Annotated in this window: 18 protein-coding genes; 2 read left to right on the top strand and 16 right to left on the bottom strand. The window is 49.3% G+C overall.

The features are described from left to right. Nucleotide 1: 1 nt before the first annotated feature. From FBF26_00535 to FBF26_00505, 7 genes are read right to left on the bottom strand one after another with little or no spacing between them, the layout of a single operon-like run. Nucleotides 2-232 (bottom strand): hypothetical protein, encoded by a 231-nt coding sequence (locus tag FBF26_00535; protein QJU09764.1) that lies wholly within the window; start codon nucleotides 230-232, stop codon nucleotides 2-4. Continuing rightward, nucleotides 229-906 carry a hypothetical protein gene (locus FBF26_00530; protein QJU09763.1) on the bottom strand — a complete coding sequence of 226 codons (678 nt, stop codon included), beginning with the start codon at nucleotides 904-906 and terminating at the stop codon, nucleotides 229-231. Before FBF26_00530 ends, FBF26_00535 begins: the two co-directional genes overlap by 4 nt. After that, nucleotides 906-1,637 (bottom strand): hypothetical protein, encoded by a 732-nt coding sequence (locus FBF26_00525; GenBank protein QJU09762.1) that lies wholly within the window; start codon nucleotides 1,635-1,637, stop codon nucleotides 906-908. The genes FBF26_00530 and FBF26_00525 overlap by 1 nt, the downstream gene beginning before the upstream one ends. Further along, complete coding sequence (pilM, locus tag FBF26_00520; protein ID QJU09761.1) at nucleotides 1,634-2,680, bottom strand: type IV pilus assembly protein PilM; 1,047 nt, start codon at nucleotides 2,678-2,680, stop codon at nucleotides 1,634-1,636. The genes FBF26_00525 and pilM overlap by 4 nt, the downstream gene beginning before the upstream one ends. Nucleotides 2,681-2,720: 40 nt before the next feature. Further along, nucleotides 2,721-4,730: a hypothetical protein gene (locus FBF26_00515; GenBank protein QJU09760.1), complete on the bottom strand. Its 2,010-nt coding sequence runs from the start codon at nucleotides 4,728-4,730 to the stop codon at nucleotides 2,721-2,723. Further along, entirely contained in the window at nucleotides 4,731-6,389 is a 1,659-nt protein-coding gene (locus FBF26_00510) for a hypothetical protein (protein ID QJU09759.1), read from the bottom strand. Next, entirely contained in the window at nucleotides 6,367-6,861 is a 495-nt protein-coding gene (locus FBF26_00505; protein ID QJU09758.1) for a hypothetical protein, read from the bottom strand. The genes FBF26_00510 and FBF26_00505 overlap by 23 nt, the downstream gene beginning before the upstream one ends. Before the next feature lie 64 nt (nucleotides 6,862-6,925). On the opposite strand from FBF26_00505, the gene ychF reads away from it, so the two are divergent. Beyond that, nucleotides 6,926-8,005: a redox-regulated ATPase YchF gene (gene ychF / locus FBF26_00500; GenBank protein ID QJU09757.1), complete on the top strand. Its 1,080-nt coding sequence runs from the start codon at nucleotides 6,926-6,928 to the stop codon at nucleotides 8,003-8,005. Nucleotides 8,006-8,074: 69 nt separating this feature from the next. Here the strand turns inward: ychF and FBF26_00495 are convergent, their stop codons facing one another. From FBF26_00495 to rpsF, 5 genes are all read right to left on the bottom strand, one after another. Further along, nucleotides 8,075-8,806, bottom strand: coding sequence for a TlyA family RNA methyltransferase (locus FBF26_00495; protein QJU09756.1), 732 nt, complete (start codon nucleotides 8,804-8,806; stop codon nucleotides 8,075-8,077). 432 nt (nucleotides 8,807-9,238) lie between these two features. Continuing rightward, nucleotides 9,239-9,799, bottom strand: coding sequence for an elongation factor P (efp, locus tag FBF26_00490; GenBank protein QJU09755.1), 561 nt, complete (start codon nucleotides 9,797-9,799; stop codon nucleotides 9,239-9,241). A gap of 278 nt (nucleotides 9,800-10,077) precedes the next feature. Beyond that, entirely contained in the window at nucleotides 10,078-10,281 is a 204-nt protein-coding gene (rpsR, locus tag FBF26_00485; protein ID QJU09754.1) for a 30S ribosomal protein S18, read from the bottom strand. 11 nt (nucleotides 10,282-10,292) lie between these two features. Beyond that, complete coding sequence (locus FBF26_00480; GenBank protein QJU09753.1) at nucleotides 10,293-10,721, bottom strand: single-stranded DNA-binding protein; 429 nt, start codon at nucleotides 10,719-10,721, stop codon at nucleotides 10,293-10,295. A gap of 37 nt (nucleotides 10,722-10,758) precedes the next feature. After that, the gene (gene rpsF / locus FBF26_00475) at nucleotides 10,759-11,139 is read right to left on the bottom strand and encodes a 30S ribosomal protein S6 (protein QJU09752.1); all 381 of its coding nucleotides are present in this window, start codon (nucleotides 11,137-11,139) and stop codon (nucleotides 10,759-10,761) included. 115 nt (nucleotides 11,140-11,254) lie between these two features. Between rpsF and FBF26_00470 the strand changes: the two genes are divergently transcribed. Continuing rightward, entirely contained in the window at nucleotides 11,255-12,064 is an 810-nt protein-coding gene (locus FBF26_00470) for a prephenate dehydratase (protein QJU09751.1), read from the top strand. A 1-nt stretch (nucleotide 12,065) separates the two neighbouring features. Here the strand turns inward: FBF26_00470 and FBF26_00465 are convergent, their stop codons facing one another. The 4 genes from FBF26_00465 to FBF26_00450 form a co-directional block, all read right to left on the bottom strand. Beyond that, complete coding sequence (locus FBF26_00465; GenBank protein ID QJU09750.1) at nucleotides 12,066-12,527, bottom strand: hypothetical protein; 462 nt, start codon at nucleotides 12,525-12,527, stop codon at nucleotides 12,066-12,068. Next, complete coding sequence (locus FBF26_00460) at nucleotides 12,511-12,897, bottom strand: hypothetical protein (GenBank protein ID QJU09749.1); 387 nt, start codon at nucleotides 12,895-12,897, stop codon at nucleotides 12,511-12,513. The genes FBF26_00465 and FBF26_00460 overlap by 17 nt, the downstream gene beginning before the upstream one ends. A gap of 147 nt (nucleotides 12,898-13,044) precedes the next feature. Beyond that, the gene (locus FBF26_00455; GenBank protein QJU09748.1) at nucleotides 13,045-15,267 is read right to left on the bottom strand and encodes a hypothetical protein; all 2,223 of its coding nucleotides are present in this window, start codon (nucleotides 15,265-15,267) and stop codon (nucleotides 13,045-13,047) included. 71 nt (nucleotides 15,268-15,338) lie between these two features. Further along, complete coding sequence (locus tag FBF26_00450) at nucleotides 15,339-17,507, bottom strand: ribonuclease J (protein ID QJU09747.1); 2,169 nt, start codon at nucleotides 17,505-17,507, stop codon at nucleotides 15,339-15,341. Nucleotides 17,508-17,545 lie beyond the last annotated feature (38 nt).

Below are 17,545 nucleotides of genomic sequence, written 5' to 3'. Positions count from 1 at the left end.
GCTAACTACCAGTCGCTTTACCAACAATTGCTTCCACCGTTGGGTTAATAGCATCGCGATGAAACACTGCCTTATCCGGCTGCTCAATATCTGGACTAATTTTTGATATCGTCTGTACCTCTACACCTGATGACGGTACGCGCAAGAACGGAATACTACTGGCAACGAAATATGCCACTACAACGCCGAGACTGGCTATCAACACAATCATCGCTATATCGCTCTTCTTCATGGCTTGATCACCTTCTTTCCTAATCCAACTTTTTGCGCCGGCTCAAAATAAGCCTTGCCAGAGATATCCATCGTCATCTTGCCGTCCTCGCTGGCCTGCATCTCGATCTCGGTAATATTGATAACCCGAATTGATTTTTCAAAGCGCGTCAATAGCTCCTTGAGGCTCGATGACGTGCCGCTCACTGTCATGGTAAAACTCACCGCCGAGCGACCATCACCAGCGTCCTCTTGCTCCGCACCCGACTCATTCGCCGTATAGTGGACCGAGATACTTTCTAGTGACAGACCGGCGATGCCATTAACGAACTTCTTCTGGATGGACGCACCAAGCGCATCGGCATTCGCACTAGCCGGCAGTGCATCAAGAATCGTCTGCAATGGACTACTACTATCCTTTAACTTCACTGAGTTAAGCGCCTCATTCGCCTCTAGTGAACGCACATTATCTTTGAGCGACTCGGCCGCCTTTTTATTATTCTCCAGTGTGTTGATGGTGTCTTGCTTCGCAAGGACAACTGCGCCATGAAACAAAATCTGCCGCACGAGGAAGAACGACACCACAATTGCCACGCCACTCACAAATGCCGCACCCGCCACGAACAGAAACATGGTTTTCTTTGATGAATCAATCTGCTGGCGTTTACGGATGGCAACGTCTTTGTTTTCAGGCATTAGTTTTTCTCCTTATTTGAAGCGTCTTTTGGCTTCTTGGCAAATAGGCTCTCTGGTACCCCCAGCCGCGAATCAGTCACATCAACTTTACCGTTTGGCGTCGCAATCACCACTGAGCCACTCGTTTTCGAAAACAATTCTGCCGGATAGGTAAACGTGAACGAGAAGCGCAACACCTTCTTACCGTTGGCATCTTCACCAAAGCTGGCCTCACCCGCCTGCAGATTCTCAGCCAGCGGCTGTTTAACCTCTTGCCCATTTTGTGTTGTCTGCACAGTCGTATTAGTAATCGTCTTCTTAAATATCTCCAGCGCAATATAGCCATTCTCAGCTGATCCCTCAATAGTAATTGTCCGTGACTCTGGCTTGAGTTTTAGCGTCGCAATTTTAATACTATTTGGCGCCACCGGATTGACCGCCGTCATCACGTCAAATAGCCGCGAATCGGCCTGACGCTCACTTGATAGTTTGTTAATTGTCGCCAGCTGATGCTGAATGGTCACTAACTTATCGAGATCTTCAATCGACGTCAGCTCGCGCGTCTTACTCTTAATTGTTCCATCATGCAGCGCCTCCAAGGCTATCTGACCACCAAAGATTAAGCCGAGAGCAACCGCCACTCCGACCGCGATCATGCTGACGGTTATCGACATCGCTGTCACGGTGTTGCGCATCATTTTTGCCCGAAGCAGCTCGCGCTTGACATCGGGAATCAAGTTAATCTCAATCACGACCCACTCCTCCGCTGCGCTAGACCAACAACCGTCGCAAACTCCGAGGCAATTGGTGCTAATTTTTGCTGATCGGCCTGCCCAAGACTAACATGCTGCCACGGATCGGCCGTAGTCGCCGGTATACCAGTCTTGTTAGTAATATAATTATCCATCATCGGTATCGCCGCGCCAAAGCCCGATAGTAAAATTCCTGACACGGAAATACTCGGATAGCGCGTCTGAAAGAACTTAATTGATTTGGTCAGCTCGGTCGCAAAGTTATCCAGCACGCCATCAATCGCCCTGAGGACTTGCCCTTCAAGCCGGTCAGGCGCCAAACCAAACTTGATAATAAACTGGCGAGCCTGATCATCCTGCACGTTGAGATTTTGCACCGCCGCTCGCACCAGCGCCTGCAATCCGCTCGGCACCGTGCGCACTAACCGCGGCATATCGCCATAAATGACCGCCAAATCGGTCGAGTGTTCGCCCATATCTAGTACTAACTTTGCGGTCGCTCCATCAGTCGGTGCTAATGCCCGAAGCATCGCGATCGGATCCGGCTCCTCAGCAACCACATTAAAGCCAAGACCTTCGATGAACTCAAGCCGCTCCTCGACATAGCTAATCGCTGCACTCGTCAATAACACCTCATACTGGCCTTGCTCGCGCAAACTGTCGCCGAGCAGTGCCCAATCAACCTTGGCATCCTCAATCGCCATAGGAATGTACTGATCAACCTGGTATTTCATAGTCGCCTTTAGCTCTTGGTCTGACACTTTTGGCACATCAATAATCGCCGTAAAGGTCTTGCTCGACGGTAGCCCAATCGCTACATTTTGCGTCTTGATACCGCTCTGTCCGACAGCAGTCATGATCACTTCACCAAGCTTACGCTGCGCCTCTGGCGAATCACTACCCGTAACCTTCGGGTCAACAGGTGCATAACCATAGTGCAGCAGATTCCATCCGTTGCTCGTTCGTGCCAACTGAACGACACGCACCGCATTCGTCCCGATGTCTAATCCGAAAAAGTCGCCCAGCCCTTTAGCTAATTTCATACTATTCTATTATACATAAGCATATTGAAATGTAAAACCCTTAAAATCGTGGCGGTAGCTCTTTTAGATGCATCGTTTTGATAGCCCCCGATTCTTTCGACCGCTCATTTCCCCACAAATATGCATCAGCACGCAAATTCAATATTTCCGCCGGCTCGCCCGGATTATTGCCAGAGGTATCGCCACCCTTGGTAAAGGTACGACGCAAAAAGAGGTGCTTCGCGATAATCGGACCGTTGATCCGCAGCTGTTTTTCACACGTTTTCGCATCCAGCCCCGACAGCCACTGACGACTATCACGAACTATGGTATCACAGGTATTGATTGTACCATTCTTGGCCACCAGCCAAGCATCAAGCTGCGTGACATTCGGCTCAATGATAATATGCCGAGCGCTGATAATCAACTGCGGCAGATCCCGAGCCGCCGAATAGTTACCGCCCTCCTGCTTTACGTCACCCTTGATAGTCACCACGCCGCCCGATTTGATAACAATTTGCCGGCCACGCTTAATTTCTCCACCGGTAATCGTCAGGTTGCCAGCCTGATACACACCACCGGCCACGTCACTCATAGACACCGCCCCGGATAAATTTCCCGTGTTCGTAAAATAGGCATCAGGTGTGCGTACGGTCGGCATCTTGTCGCGAAAATTACCAAACGGGATGTTAGTGTTCTGAAACGTCAGATCATTATATTGCCGTGCCTCAATCGCCCCCGTTCGCCCTGTCGGCGTAGACGATAGTCCTGCTCCCGAAGAGGAAATAATTTGTCCAGGTGCACTAATGGCATATTCCGCCCACGATCCGTACAGCCGCGGCTCCCCCGGCACCGGCTGCCACCCCTTTGGCGCATACACACCGAGCAGCCACCGAGCAGCCGCATTAGCATTGGCGAGGCTAGTTGGAGCAATCGCATCTTGCACCTCTAGGGCAATCACATTATCACCAGCCCGTAAATAATCCGCGATGATTCTCTTCATCTCGACACCAGACGACGCTTTCGGATTAGCGAAGACTGGCTTGCCATTAACGTACACCGCAGCATAATCATCAACCGCCAAACGCAAGTATAGCCCTGAGCGCCCATCGTTCAACAAATCCAGCTGACGAATCTCTTCGAGCTGCTGGCTCGTCAGCCGGAATTTCTGCCGAAATAGCGTCACGCCAGACGACTTCACGTAATTTCCACCATTAGTATCAGTTTGCGGCGCATTATGGCGTCGAGTTAAGAACTCCTTTAACTTCGTCTCATCCTTGCAACGCGCACCCCAGAGCGGCTTTGATTGGCCGCCTTGATCATACATTGACTGCCGAAAAGCCCCGTCAGTCGCCCACGCCGATGTCCCCGATTCCTTGGCAACCCCGCCGCATTCGGCAAACTCGGCCGCCCCAGCCGCGCCCGATCGCTGGGCGGGTACACCAAACGGCACTTTCGTCGTGGTATTAGCGTCCGTCGCCCAGCCACCATACGCTCGTGGATTAACATATGCTCCACCCGCTAGACCACCGCTATTAGCCGCTACCACATCGTCAAACCAACTCGGCGCTGGCGTCGCCGAAGACGTGCTATTTTCACCATCCGGTGCCGTCCATGCTGACACCGATCCACTACACTTATCCTGACCAGCCGTCCGATTACCAGACATCGGTAATGGCATCATCATAAACCCACCATAATTAAACGTCCCGCCAATACCATCGACCACTGTCGTGGCATTTGCGTTCACACGACAGTCAGACCCACCATCCCCAGCCGTTGGCCAATTGCTAATCCGTTCTGGTGTCCCGCCGATCTGCTCTCTCTCGCCAACCGGATATTTCTCCCATGGCATGTGATATGACGTGGCTGGGCCATAACTACTGCCGCCCGGTGGCGTTGTCGTGCTTGCTGCTAGCACCGCCCTCTCGACGTGAGTTACGTCAGGCGCTACTTGCGCCGTCACGCTGATATAATGACGCCAGATATACACTCCAAGGCTTCCGAATACCACTAGCCCAACAACACCGACTCCGATCCACCACCTTTGGGTTTTTAACTGCAGCGCCATCTATCGCCTCACTCTCGTCAGTGATGTCCTGACTTCCGCATTATTATTACCCGCACTACCGTCTATTCCGATACCAACTCGCACATCCGCCCCCCAAAACTGAACTTTTGGCCGTCCGGCAACCTTTGCACAATCTACCGCATAGCGAAACGTACTGGTATTCACATGTTGGTTATATGTACTCACAATAGTCATATAGCACAACTGGTCGCCAGTCGTCATCGTCACTCCGCTCAAATTATCCTTACCGAGCGGAATTTCCAGCCCACCTCGCTGGATAATTGTTCCCGCGCCATTACGCGCCAAATTATTTGATGTACAATCTGCCACCTGTAAACCCGGTCGACTATTTTTAATCGTGTTCTTGGCGATATAACAATCCCAATCGCCCACTAAATTACCCGGCGAACGTCTATCATACGGTACGACAACCCCCTCACCGCCTGGCACAGTATAATTTCCACCGCCCCTTAACACAAACCGCACCACAGCATAATTCGCCCGATTTGACCGTGTCGATCCTGTATGATTAATTCGCGCGGTCACGCCACTCACCTCAATCGTTCCTTCATTAATATAATCTGGCGCCTGCACTTCAGGTCGCAACTCATAGTCATACGGCACCGACGCACAGGCATTCGATGAGACCCCCCAGCCATCAGTATTCCACGCGCCCGGCAGCCATAAAATCTTTTGACACACTGTTTTACCGACATCATCCTGCGTCACGATCCCCTCAGCCCCAAAGACATTATTATATGGCTTAACATCGCTCGGCTCATAAAACGTATTCCACGGGCTAGCACTATGCGTATACGGCGACACCCACGCGTGATGCGTTGTCGTACCATTAACATCCTGATTAATTCCTATGCGCTTTAGGGTATAGGGAGGAATCGTGTACGAAGAATTATTCCGTAGATAATGAAAAAAACGTACGCGCTGTCCTGGCGCAGCGGTCGCGTTTTGCACTAAACTGCCACCATTGATTGACACTCGCGATTGCCCTTCAACAGTCCATTGGTTTGGCGCCTGCTCACGCTTAATCCACACCTCGACATCTTGTGTCGCACAAGCACCGCTACCGCCTGGACTACTATAGAAACAGCGCCGCACCTGCAAAATGATACGGCCGGAACTTCCTGGCGCAACTACACCAGATATGTCAATTCCATTTACTCGAATACTACTACCGCCATCAACCCAGTGGTACGCGCCCGATGGATGCGTCCCACGATCAAGCGTACCGCCAGATAGTAATGTCCGACCATTCTGACTAACCGTTACATTTGTCGCCCACACCCGTGCTCGCGACTGACCGTTGCCGTTCACCGACCCCCTCAAGTCAAGTGATAATGACGTCGCATTCCAGCTAACGGTGTTAATAACATCATTCGTATACGACGCCCCAGGCGACGACATCCACATCGCACCGCACCGCGTTCCGCCGCCCTTACAGATATATTGCACCGCAAACCGTTCACCATCATTGCGCGCATTAATACACATCAAATGTCGTCGACCGCTCAAACCGCTACAGTCCACCGCCTCTGCTTTATCCGCACCAATAATCACCAACGTCGATGCGACAACCACAAGTGCCAGCATATAGCCAATAATGAGCCGCAGTCCGACCCTAGCCCTGACCCGGTGTACCATCCTTATTCCCCGCACCCGCATCAGCCTTACCGATCTCGACCAGTGCTTTTACCGTATCCTGATTAATACCCAGTCGATAAAATGGCTCGACCGCCTGGCGCATCTTCATTGAGTTGATCAACCCTTGATGAATCTGATCAATCCGCTGGCGATCATTCCGTAGTGATGCATCGTGAAGCACAACATAGTGACACACCGTATCGTCACCCGGGCCGCCACGCTCTGAAATCTTCTTCACCAGCCCCTCAAGCGCTGTCGGACCATACCCATTCGGTGCAGCGATAATTGATTGATATTCTTTTATCATATCCTCGCCACATATCATCTTAGCGGTTGGCGCGATATCTTGGCTCGGCTCTTTTAATCCAACATGCAATCGCCCCATCACCATCATGATAACGGCGACTATCGCCCCGACACTCAACACGATACCCACTATCATAAATATTCGCGAGACAATAACCTTATTCATACTGCTTATTCTAATACATATTATATACTGAGGCAAGTTTGTATAATTTGTTATAATACACGATATGAGTCTATCAATCGGAATCGTCGGCCTGCCAAATGTCGGTAAGTCGACCATATTTAATGCACTTACTAACAATAATATTCTAGCGGCTAATTACCCGTTTGCCACCATTGAACCGAATACTGGCATCGTACCGGTTCCCGATGAGCGGCTCGATGTACTCGCAAAACTGTATGATACGCAAAAAATTATCCCCGCGACCGTAACGTTCGTCGACATCGCTGGATTGGTAGCTGGCGCCTCAAAAGGAGAAGGACTTGGCAATAAATTCCTGCACAATATTCGCGAATGCGACGCCATTATCCACATCGTTCGCGCCTTTGAAAACTCAGATATATTACGACACGACAATACCCCGATTAACCCTCAAGCCGACATTGATATCATCAATACCGAACTTATCCTTGCCGACATCCAAACCATAGAACATCGTCTGCCTCGTCTCCAAAAAGAAGCCAAAGCCAAGCCGGAGGCACGACAGGTCGCTACACACCTTGAAACACTCCTGACATCACTTAATTCAGGTACGCCGATAGTATCCATAGAAAATATCAAATATGAGATAATTAATGATCTTCATTTACTCACTGCCAAGCCAATTATTTATACATTTAATGTTGACGAGGCGGGGCTCGGCGACCATGCCCTGCAGGAAAAGCTTACCAAACTCGTCGCGCCAGCCCGAGTATTATTTATTTGTGCCAAGCTTGAAGAAGAGCTCAGAGAATTATCAAATAATGACGCCTTGGAACTGCTTGATAGCTACGGAGCTTCCGAAACTGGATTGTCGCAGCTTATCCATGCCGCGTACGACACACTTGGTCTACAGAGCTATCTCACGGCAGGTCAGAAGGAAGTTAGAGCATGGACAATACATAAAGGCTGGACGGCGCCACAGGCTGCTGGCGTCATCCACTCAGACTTTGAGCGCGGATTCATCGCTGCACAAGTCATTAGCTACCACGACCTTGTTGCCGCAGGTTCAGAAGCTAAGGCCCGTGAAGCGGGTAAAATACGTACTGAGGGTAAAAATTACATCATGCAACCTAACGATGTCGTCGAATTTCGGTTCAATGTCTAACCTTATTGTATAGTATACTACGTTGCCATAAATACAACGATGCTATTTTTACTACAGTTATTACCTCTGTTATTTTTTCAGTTGTAGCTTATAGAAGCGCTCAACGTTACCCTTACTGCCAGCGACGGTGCTATCCTTTTTATCAAGAACTACAAAATACTGTTTTGCCCATTGCTCAAAATCGGTCAGGATCTTTCGTCGTATAGCAGTATTTTTTACAACACCCTTTTGTACCAAATGACGCCCTGCCTCAAACTGCGGTTTTACCATTGCTACAAGCACCGTCGCACTGCCCATCAGCCGTTTTGCAACGTGTGGTAGAATGTCGCGCAGACTAATAAATGACACGTCTCCCACGATAATGTCTGGTGGACAATCAAGCTCAAAGTCACGAATGTCTGTCTTTTCGTGTAATATTATACGCCGATCGTCACGCAGTCGATGATGCAACTGATTCGTGCCCACATCAACAGCATACACGCGTCGGGCGCCATGACGCAGCGCAAAATCAGTAAATCCACCAGTACTCGACCCTATGTCCAGCACTGTTTTCCCCTGAAAGTCCAACCGAAAACTATCCGCCACACTCGCTAGTTTGAGGCCTGCACGCGAAACGTACCGCTCACGAGTCAGCAATGTAATGTCTGCTGTATCATTAACGAAACATCCGGGACGCGTCGCCACCCTACCATTGACCATGACTTGCCCTAAGCCTATCCAATTCTCTGCTTCTGAACGCGATTCAACCAACCCACGTTCTAGTATCATTTTATCTAATCGCTGCTTCATGTCACTTCTCATTGTAGCCTGAATACATATTTTTCTCAATCACTAGTGGCCTATTGTGATAGTAGAACTGCTGTTATAAATACATCAATAATTATTCTTACTTTTACCTATAGGCCGATCTTCGCTATCGTTAATTCTACGTTAACTAAAATACAACGTTGTATACTACACACCAGTGTAATTTATACATCAATAGTTATATTTACCTCTGTAGTGGCCAAGGATACTCTCACCATTATCGCAAATAGACCCATAATTTTCATGAAAACAGTTGTCGTATGTATCACCAAAAACACCCCACCAGCTATACATATATTACGTTGTATTTTTAGCATCAATACCTAAACTCTTGCTCCACTCTTTATCGTTATTTGATGTATTAACAACAACAAAAAGCATCGCCCGAACACCCTGGGCGACGCTTCCGACAAGAAGACCCCTTTGTTATTTTTTGCGCTCTCGATATTCACCCGTCGCTGTGTCAACACTGACAATATCGCCCTGTTTAATGAATGCTGGTACCTTAATAATAAGGCCCGTCTCAAGCGTTGCATCCTTAAGTACGCTTGAGGTTGTATCGCCCTTTACGACATCTTCAGTATATGTAACTTCGAGATAGAGATTTTTTGGTAATTCAACATTAATCACTCGCCCATCAAACACCTGGAGATTCAGCTCACAACCCTCTTTCAAATAATCTTTCGCCTCATCTACCACATCATTAGACAATTCAAATTGTTCAAAATTTTCTGGATCCATGAAGCAGAACATATCTCCGTCATGATATAAATATTGAACAGTCTTGCTAGCCACTTCAGCTGGCTCAATTTTGTCTTGACCCTTAAAGGTCTTCGGGATGACACTTCCATCCAGTAAGTTTTTCAATTTAACGTTCACAATAGAACCTCCACGCCCCATAACCTTCTGTCCATATTCAATGACGCGATATGGCTTACCGTCAATCTGACAAACCGTACCCTTTTTAAGATCTGTCGGCTGATACATATTGTTTTTCCTTTCCTATAACTATTAAGCTACCGTACCTAATTCTAACATTCTTTCGGGCGGCAGAGTATTTCTCGCTGACTGAACATATTTTTTACTCAAATACCCCACGGTGGTCTTAGTAACATCATAATACTATCTTGTATCAAAAATAAAAATACGCTGTACAGCCGCCCACAAACAACAGTGGCCCGTGCCTTACCCTGCACAGACCACTCGACTCTCTTTCTTATCTATAAATACGTTCGGGGGCTAGAGAGTTCCCTCAATGTATACTTTTATTGCCCTTGCGATACAAACGGCAGCAATGCTAAGTGCCGAGCACGCTTGATTGCCACTGCCAAGCTACGCTGCTGCTTGACACTGAGACCCGTCTTCGCTATCGGCTCAATTTGACCATACGCATTAACATAGCGCATTAATGTTTTAACATCCTTATAGTCAAAAACCGTTGGGGTGTCCTTCTTTAATCGTTTTGCCATTTTGTTCTCCTTTAGAACGGTATCTCGCTAAGATCGATCGGCTTATCGTCAATATCCGCTACGGTCTCAGCCTGCTTAGTATTAGTATTACGTGGTGCGGTTGTATTCGCGCTATCGCCGCTCGGAGCGTCAAGGAATGTTACATCGGTCGCCGTCACTTCAATACGCGAGCGGCGCTTGCCGGTTTCTTTATCATCCCAGCTGTCCTGTCGCAACCGACCCTGGACCAACACGCGGCGGCCTTTTGACAGGTACTGCATCACCAGTTCGCCCAATTTTTCCCACGCGGTAACGTCGAAAAAATCAGCTTGATCATCCTGTCCGGCACGATCAACCGCGATACTAAAGCTAACAACTGTCCGACCTGATGGCGTTGTCCGCTGCTCTGGATCGCGCGTTAACCGCCCTAGTAAAATAACTTGGTTGATACTTCGTGCCATGATGACCCTCCTTTTTTATTATGTATCGCGTCGAATATTAGGCTTCTTTATCAGCCGCCTCGGTAGCGACCTTAGCTTCGCGCTCTTTCTGCTCAGCAAGCGCTCGACGTGTCTTCTCGTCGGTCTTAACCAACAAATAACGAAGCACCTCGTCGGTGATATTCAGAACATTTGATATCTTGAGCGGCGCACTGCTTGGCAACTTCACCTCAAAGTAAACATACACCGCAAAGTCTTCACGACGAATTGCATAGGCTAGCTTTTTCTTGCCCCAATTGTCTTCTTTAGTAATTTCGCCACCATTGGTAGTGACAAGCGACCGGACCTTGTCTAGGGCCGTATCCAAATTTGCTTCCAAATCTGGGTGAATAAGAACAGTCAGTTCGTATTCGTTCATGTTTCCTCCTTTGGAATCCATTACGGATGGTTATGTTATCGCACATAACCTTAGGTTATTATTCCTCCGTATTATACGGTAATCTAATGCAAAAGTCCAGTGATGCACCCCGCCAGACCATGCTACAATAGGGTCCATGCGTATCGCCATTCAAGGACAAGCTGGGTCATTTCACGAACAAGCGGCAAAACAATGGTATGGATCTGACATCACCATTGTTCCGTGCATGACCTTTGGCGATGTCTTTCAAACCTATGCTCGCAGTAAGGCCGACGCCGTTGTCGTGGCAGTGGAAAATACCATTTACGGCACCGTCAACGAAACTTACCGTCACATTGAATCCTGCAGTGCTCCCATCGTCGGGGAAGTAACACTTACCATTCAACAAACACTCATCACCAATCTGGGCACAAAACTTGAAGACATTACCGCTGTCTATTCACATCCTGTCGCCTTGTCACAATGTCAGCGTTTTCTCCAAGAACGCCTACCGCAAGCTGCACAAATTGAATATTTTGATACCGCTGGCGCTGTCGAATTCATCAAGCAACAGGGTTCACCACACCTGGCAGCCATCGCCGGTGAAACCGCTGCCCAACTATACAATATGCCAATTCTCAGGCGACACATCCAAGACGGTCAGGACAATATCACTCGTTTCCTGGTCCTCGACCAGACAACGACAGTAACTGACGCCAATCGAGCAACACTTGTGGTGACCACTGCCCATCAACCAGGCAGCCTCCTTGAAATACTCCGCACATTCGCCGATCAGTCCATTAACCTCACCAGCCTCCAGTCCCAACCCATCATCGGCCAACCATGGAACTACAAATTCTTCATGACCGTTGACGCTGCCGGCCCGTCATTGCATCACGCCATCAATAAAATTACCTCAACTGGTCACAAAGTAACATTACTCGGTGAATATCTGGCGGCACGTTAGTTTACTGAGAAGGCAAGATATCGGATATATCACCATCGGTCGCGAGCCGATCAAATAGGCTTTTTGCCGCATCATATACCTTAGCACTCTTCACGGCCCGACCGTTAATCTCTCCCTTAGCCGGTACCGCCGCTATGCTTTCATAATCTGGTCTCGATGGCGAGACAGACTTTGGTGAAACGATTGTAATTGCCTTAGTCTCCGACCAACCATCAGTGATCTGTCTGTGCGACCATTCCACTTTCGTCAGTAACACGCCTTCGAGGGCCGGTAGTAGTGCTTCTGGAGATTCAATATGCTGATGTGCCACAGGTTCTGGAGACAAAAAATCTAACCGCCACGTTATCCGGTCCGTCTGTCTACTCTTTGCGCCGACCTCAATCATATCAGTGGCAACTTCTACTGCGATCTCACTTCCACCAAGCCTTTTGTCGCCTTGAGTAACATCAACCCGATACCACATTTCCCCTATCATCTGTAATCGCTATTGACTGCTGTTTAAGCCTATTGTGATCATCATGATAATCTTGGCGAGTAAGTCGAGCGGCCTTACTATCAACCAACTTCCCCGCAGCAGTAAGCACTCGTCCGGCAATACCGCGTGCCTGTCGAAGCATATCAGGATTCTTTAAAAAGACCTCTGCCTCTTGACGGCCTTCGGTGTCTGGTAGCGTAAATGTAATTTCTTCCGCTCTCGAACTATCATTGGACTCTTTGAATGTTCCACCATCGGTATTTTCTACTGATGGTGCGGGCGGAACATTGTGTGACCGGCCAAGACTATACCCAAGTATACCCGATACGGCTAACGTGACCGCAGCAACCCCCAGCACAAGAGGCTTCCTTAATCTGTCGCCTCTACTATTAGGGGATAATTCTCCATTATTTCTACAACTTATGCGCGCCACGTAGCCATCCTTCCACATACAAATCAATTTCTCACTTAGCGTATTATAACCTATAAAAATAATTATGTCAAGCTAGCTATTACCCAGCTCGTCTATGCTTGAGACCAAAACATCACGAGCTTTTGAGCCGTTCGCTGGGCCGACGATGCCACGCTCTTCCATCTCTTCAATCAGTCGCGCTGCCTTGCCGTAGCCAATCCGTAGCCGCCGCTGCAAATAGCTGGTAGAGGCCTTGCCGCCCTCAATCACCACTCGCACCGCGTCCATAAATGCTTCGTCTTCACCGCCGCCGCTAAAGTCAACTGCCAGGCCGCCCTTGCCATTTAGTTGTACTGGCTGCGCCACCACCTCATCATTATACTGCGGTGCTGACTGCATCCGCAAATGGTCAGTAATTTTATTGACCTCGTCATCGGTCACCCACGCGCCCTGGATACGTTTTGGCTTACTCATGCTCGGCGTATACAGCAGCATATCACCCTGGCCAAGCAGTTTCTCGGCACCAATTTGGTCAAGAATGGTCCGCGAGTCAACCTGCGACGCCACGGTAAAGCCGATACGCGCTGGCACGTTCGCCTTGATCAATCCGGTAATTACGTCAACACTTGGCCGCTGCGTTGCCAGGACCAAGTGAATACCCACCGCTCGGGCTTTCTGCGCCAAGCGAACAATCAGCGCCTCGACGTCGCGTGCTGCCACCATCATCAAATCGGCTAGCTCATCAATTACAATAACGATGTACGGCATCGCCCCGTCTTCGTGCTGTTGAATATTGCCATCGGCGTCCGCTACCGGGATTTTTTTAGCTCGCGTGGCTAGCCGTTGATTATACCCTTTAATATCGCGGATCTTCTCCGCCGCCAGTAATTTATAGCGCCGCTCCATCTCATTGACCGCCCATTTCAAGGCCGAAATGGTCTTTTCTGGCTCGGTAATCACTGGGGTTAACAGATGCGGGATATCTTCGTACGGCGCCATTTCCACCTGCTTTGGGTCAACTAAAATCAATTTCATATCGCTCGGGCTGTTGCGATATAGCAAACTGGTCAGTAGGGTATTAATCATCACCGACTTACCAGAACCAGTCTGTCCAGCGATCAACATATGTGGCATTTTGTTGAGCTCACCGACCACTGCTTCACCAGAGATGTCCTTACCAATCGCAAAGCTCAGCGGCTCGCGAGCATGCTTCCACTGCTTAGAATCCAACACGCCATACAGCCGCACATCAGCCGCTCGGCGATTTGGCACCTCAATACCAACGGCTTTTTGCCCAGGAATTGGCGCTTCAATCCGCAAGCTCTGCGCCGCCAGATTCAAAGCAATATTCGTCTCCAGTGCCGTGATGCGTGTCAACTTCACACCACTCGGCGGCCGCAAGGTATACTGCGTCACCTTTGGTCCAATATTTGCGTCTTCCATCTCCACATCAATGTTAAATTCTGCCAAGGTATCATGAATAATCTGCGCATTCTGCCGAATATCACCAGCATCAGCTGGACTTTGCTTCTTCTCCAATAGATCAAGGCTCGGTGCCTGCCAATTCGGGTCGTGTGCCGCCACCAGTGCTGCCTGCTCCTCAGCTGCCTTATCCCGCGCTACACTACCACGCAGACTGCTCAACGGCGATGCCTTTTTATCCTTTGGCGTAACCGGATCGACGGTTGGGACGCCGGCATTCAACTTGATGTCGCTCGATGATTTGGCGCTGGCCGCATCTTCACGAGCCGCCTTCTTCATCACCGCCGCATTGTTATCCTCCTCAGAGTGGTCACGCTTGAACGCCTCGGCTACTTTCTTGATCACTGTGAACGGCGACGTCTGGGTGATAAATAGCGCGGTGATGACGATGAGCACTACATATATCAACGCAGCGATGCCCGGGTCAACCATGGCACTCATCGCCCGATTGGCCGTATCACCGATAAATCCACCAGCATTTGGGCGGGTTGGTGTCTTTAATAATCCAAACAAACCAGACAACCACACCACCTCGAGGATGGCTGCTAATTTCATCGCCAGCGGCAACCGATTATTCTCCGCGCGGAAAATCTCCACAGCAATATATATCAGCAAAACTGGCAGTCCATACATCGCGTAACCAAGCATGCTCAGGGTCGCCTTATGTAGCCACTCCAGCACCGGACCACCAACACCAAACCACGCCACCACCAGAAGAAGCGACAACACGACGAGCAGTACCGCGCCGACTTGCGCCCAAAAGCCGCTCGGCACATCATGTTTTGGAGCGGTGGAAACTGATTTCTTGCGGGTAGATTTTCGTTTTTTTGGCATACCTGTTTTTATTATATCACTTTACCGACGTTCACATTGTAGCATATTTTACAACAAATAGCAAGTGTTGGCTAGTATGCGCGCACTCGGCCGACCTCTCGCGCCTTGGTGTCATTTGCCTCGGTGTCTGGCACCTGGCGGCGCGGGAAGCGGCGGCGCGGCATAGTTGGCAGAGTCATTTTTGGCTCCGCCGCCGAGTTAGTCACAACCTTTTTACTGCGTGCCGGTGCTTTTGCGGTAGAAGTACTCGAGGTAGCGGCTGATTTTACTGTCTTCAAGCCACCCACTTCGTTAATCACCGGGATAACAATCGGTGTCCGACGCGTCTGGTCATACAAAATATGCGTAACTTCGTCCTTGATTTCCTTTTTCACCACGTCAAGGTCGTACTTACCAGCAAAACTGCGCGCTGCCTTCTGTTTCAAATACTGACGAATCATATTCATCAATTCCTCGGAATCACGCAGATAGATGAAACCGCGGGAAATAATGTCTGGGCTGGTCAGTAACCGACCGGTGCCGCGTTGCACCGTCAATACCACCACGAACATTCCCTCTTGAGACATATGAATGCGGTCTTTCAGTACCACCTCGGATACAATAGCACCCGTATCATCATACATCACGCCGCCAACTTGAATTCGACCGGCTTTCTTGGCTTGGCGTTCAATATCAATTTCAATAATGTCACCAGCGTCACACACAAAGATATTCTTCCTCGGAATACCACACTCTTTCTCTGCCAGCCGCGCATTGTGCACCAGCATGTGGAATTCACCGTGAATTGGCATATAGTATGTTGGGTTCAAGGCATTAATCAGCTTAATGTGATCGTCGTAGTAACCATGACCCGACAAGTGCAGCGGCCCAATCCCCGTCAAGTGCGTCTTGCCATTCTGAATCACATCAGAGCCCTCGCGCATTAAGCCATCGACTGTTCGCACCACGTTTTTCTCATTGCCCGGAATCGGATTAGAGCTAAACACCACCACGTCAGAGCCTTTGATCTTCATGTATTTATGCGCGCCAGTCGCCATACGGCTTAGCACGGCATTAAACTCACCCTGCGAGCCAGTACAAACCACGGTAATCTGGCTATCCGGCAGCTTGATGATATCTTCCATCTTCATGACGGTATTTTTCGGGATCTTAATGGTTCCTGAGCGCAGCGCCACTTCCAAGTTCTGAATCATCGAAAATCCGGCAAACGCCACCTTACGCCCATGCTTATGCGCTTCTTCCAAAATTAATTGCAAACGGTGCACCTGCGAAGAGAAACAACTTAAAATCACTCGGCTATTACTGAATTTATCCATCACCTGGCCGATGGAATATTGAATATCAAACTCAGTGTGAGTGTGCGTACCGGCCGATTCACAGTTGGTCGATTCGTTCATGAACATCAACACGCCTTCTTTGGACGCCACTTCAGTCATCCGTTTGAGGTCGAACTTCTGACCATCAACCGGACTTTCCTCAAATCGCCAGTCACCAGAGTCAATCACCACGCCCAGCGGCGTCCGAATCACCACCGCCGTTGAATCTGGAATCGAGTGATTCACCCGCACCAATTCTACCGAAAAGTGCTTCGACACCTGAACAACTTCGTGGCTCAATGGGTCCATCACCCGAAAGTCCGGCTGGAAATCAGTATCCGCGTCAGCCAGCGACTTATCTAGCATGCCGATGGTAAATTTCGATGCATAGACCGGTGCTGGAATCCGGTGGATAAAGTGCCGGAATGAACCAATGTGATCAAGGTGCCCGTGGGTGAACACATGCGCCTTGATTTTATGTTTATTTTCCTCCAGCCAGGTGATATCTGGCGTGATGTAATTAATACCTGGATAATCGCTGCCCGGAAACAGGAAACCCATGTCCACAATGATAATCTCATCGTCATACTCAATGGCGTTCATGTTTTTACCAATACCCATTTCGCCGACACCGCCGATTGGGATAATCCTCAACTTCGGTTTGCCGCCGCGAGTGCGTTTTGGCTGCATTTTGGCGCTAAATTGCTCGCCGCCATAGCCGTTGTAAACTGATTTGTTGACCGGAATATCGATCACGTGCTGCGATGCCCTGAGATTAACGTTCTCACTCGTGCGCCGCTGCGCCCGAAACACCTCACCCTTGCGAGTAGTAGTGCTATTCATCACCGCTGTGTTACTTTTTTTTGTAGCTGGTCGTTTTGACTGATCATCGCCCTTCGGCGTCGCAAGTCGTCTCTGGCCCATGCGTATTGTTCTCCTTTTATAAAAATAAATACCTTGCA

The organism is Candidatus Saccharibacteria bacterium oral taxon 488, assembly GCA_013100825.1.
Classification (GTDB): Bacteria; Patescibacteriota; Saccharimonadia; order Saccharimonadales; family Saccharimonadaceae; genus Nanosynbacter.
The sequence above is the reverse complement of the archived record's forward strand: the minus strand, read 5'-3'. Positions and strand labels throughout refer to the sequence as shown.

Coding starts and splice junctions, on each gene's coding strand:
- efp (QJU09755.1), bottom strand. CDS start 9,799: ATGTATCAGCCGACAGATCTTAAAAAGGGTACGGTTTGTCAGATTGAC.
- FBF26_00510 (QJU09759.1), bottom strand. CDS start 6,389: ATGGTACACCGGGTCAGGGCTAGGGTCGGACTGCGGCTCATTATTGGC.
- rpsR (QJU09754.1), bottom strand. CDS start 10,281: ATGGCAAAACGATTAAAGAAGGACACCCCAACGGTTTTTGACTATAAG.
- FBF26_00455 (QJU09748.1), bottom strand. CDS start 15,267: ATGCCAAAAAAACGAAAATCTACCCGCAAGAAATCAGTTTCCACCGCT.
- FBF26_00450 (QJU09747.1), bottom strand. CDS start 17,507: ATGGGCCAGAGACGACTTGCGACGCCGAAGGGCGATGATCAGTCAAAA.
- pilM (QJU09761.1), bottom strand. CDS start 2,680: ATGAAATTAGCTAAAGGGCTGGGCGACTTTTTCGGATTAGACATCGGG.
- FBF26_00535 (QJU09764.1), bottom strand. CDS start 232: ATGAAGAAGAGCGATATAGCGATGATTGTGTTGATAGCCAGTCTCGGC.
- FBF26_00515 (QJU09760.1), bottom strand. CDS start 4,730: ATGGCGCTGCAGTTAAAAACCCAAAGGTGGTGGATCGGAGTCGGTGTT.
- FBF26_00495 (QJU09756.1), bottom strand. CDS start 8,806: ATGAGAAGTGACATGAAGCAGCGATTAGATAAAATGATACTAGAACGT.
- FBF26_00505 (QJU09758.1), bottom strand. CDS start 6,861: ATGAATAAGGTTATTGTCTCGCGAATATTTATGATAGTGGGTATCGTG.
- ychF (QJU09757.1), top strand. CDS start 6,926: ATGAGTCTATCAATCGGAATCGTCGGCCTGCCAAATGTCGGTAAGTCG.
- FBF26_00530 (QJU09763.1), bottom strand. CDS start 906: ATGCCTGAAAACAAAGACGTTGCCATCCGTAAACGCCAGCAGATTGAT.
- rpsF (QJU09752.1), bottom strand. CDS start 11,139: ATGGATTCCAAAGGAGGAAACATGAACGAATACGAACTGACTGTTCTT.
- FBF26_00480 (QJU09753.1), bottom strand. CDS start 10,721: ATGGCACGAAGTATCAACCAAGTTATTTTACTAGGGCGGTTAACGCGC.
- FBF26_00470 (QJU09751.1), top strand. CDS start 11,255: ATGCGTATCGCCATTCAAGGACAAGCTGGGTCATTTCACGAACAAGCG.
- FBF26_00465 (QJU09750.1), bottom strand. CDS start 12,527: ATGTGGTATCGGGTTGATGTTACTCAAGGCGACAAAAGGCTTGGTGGA.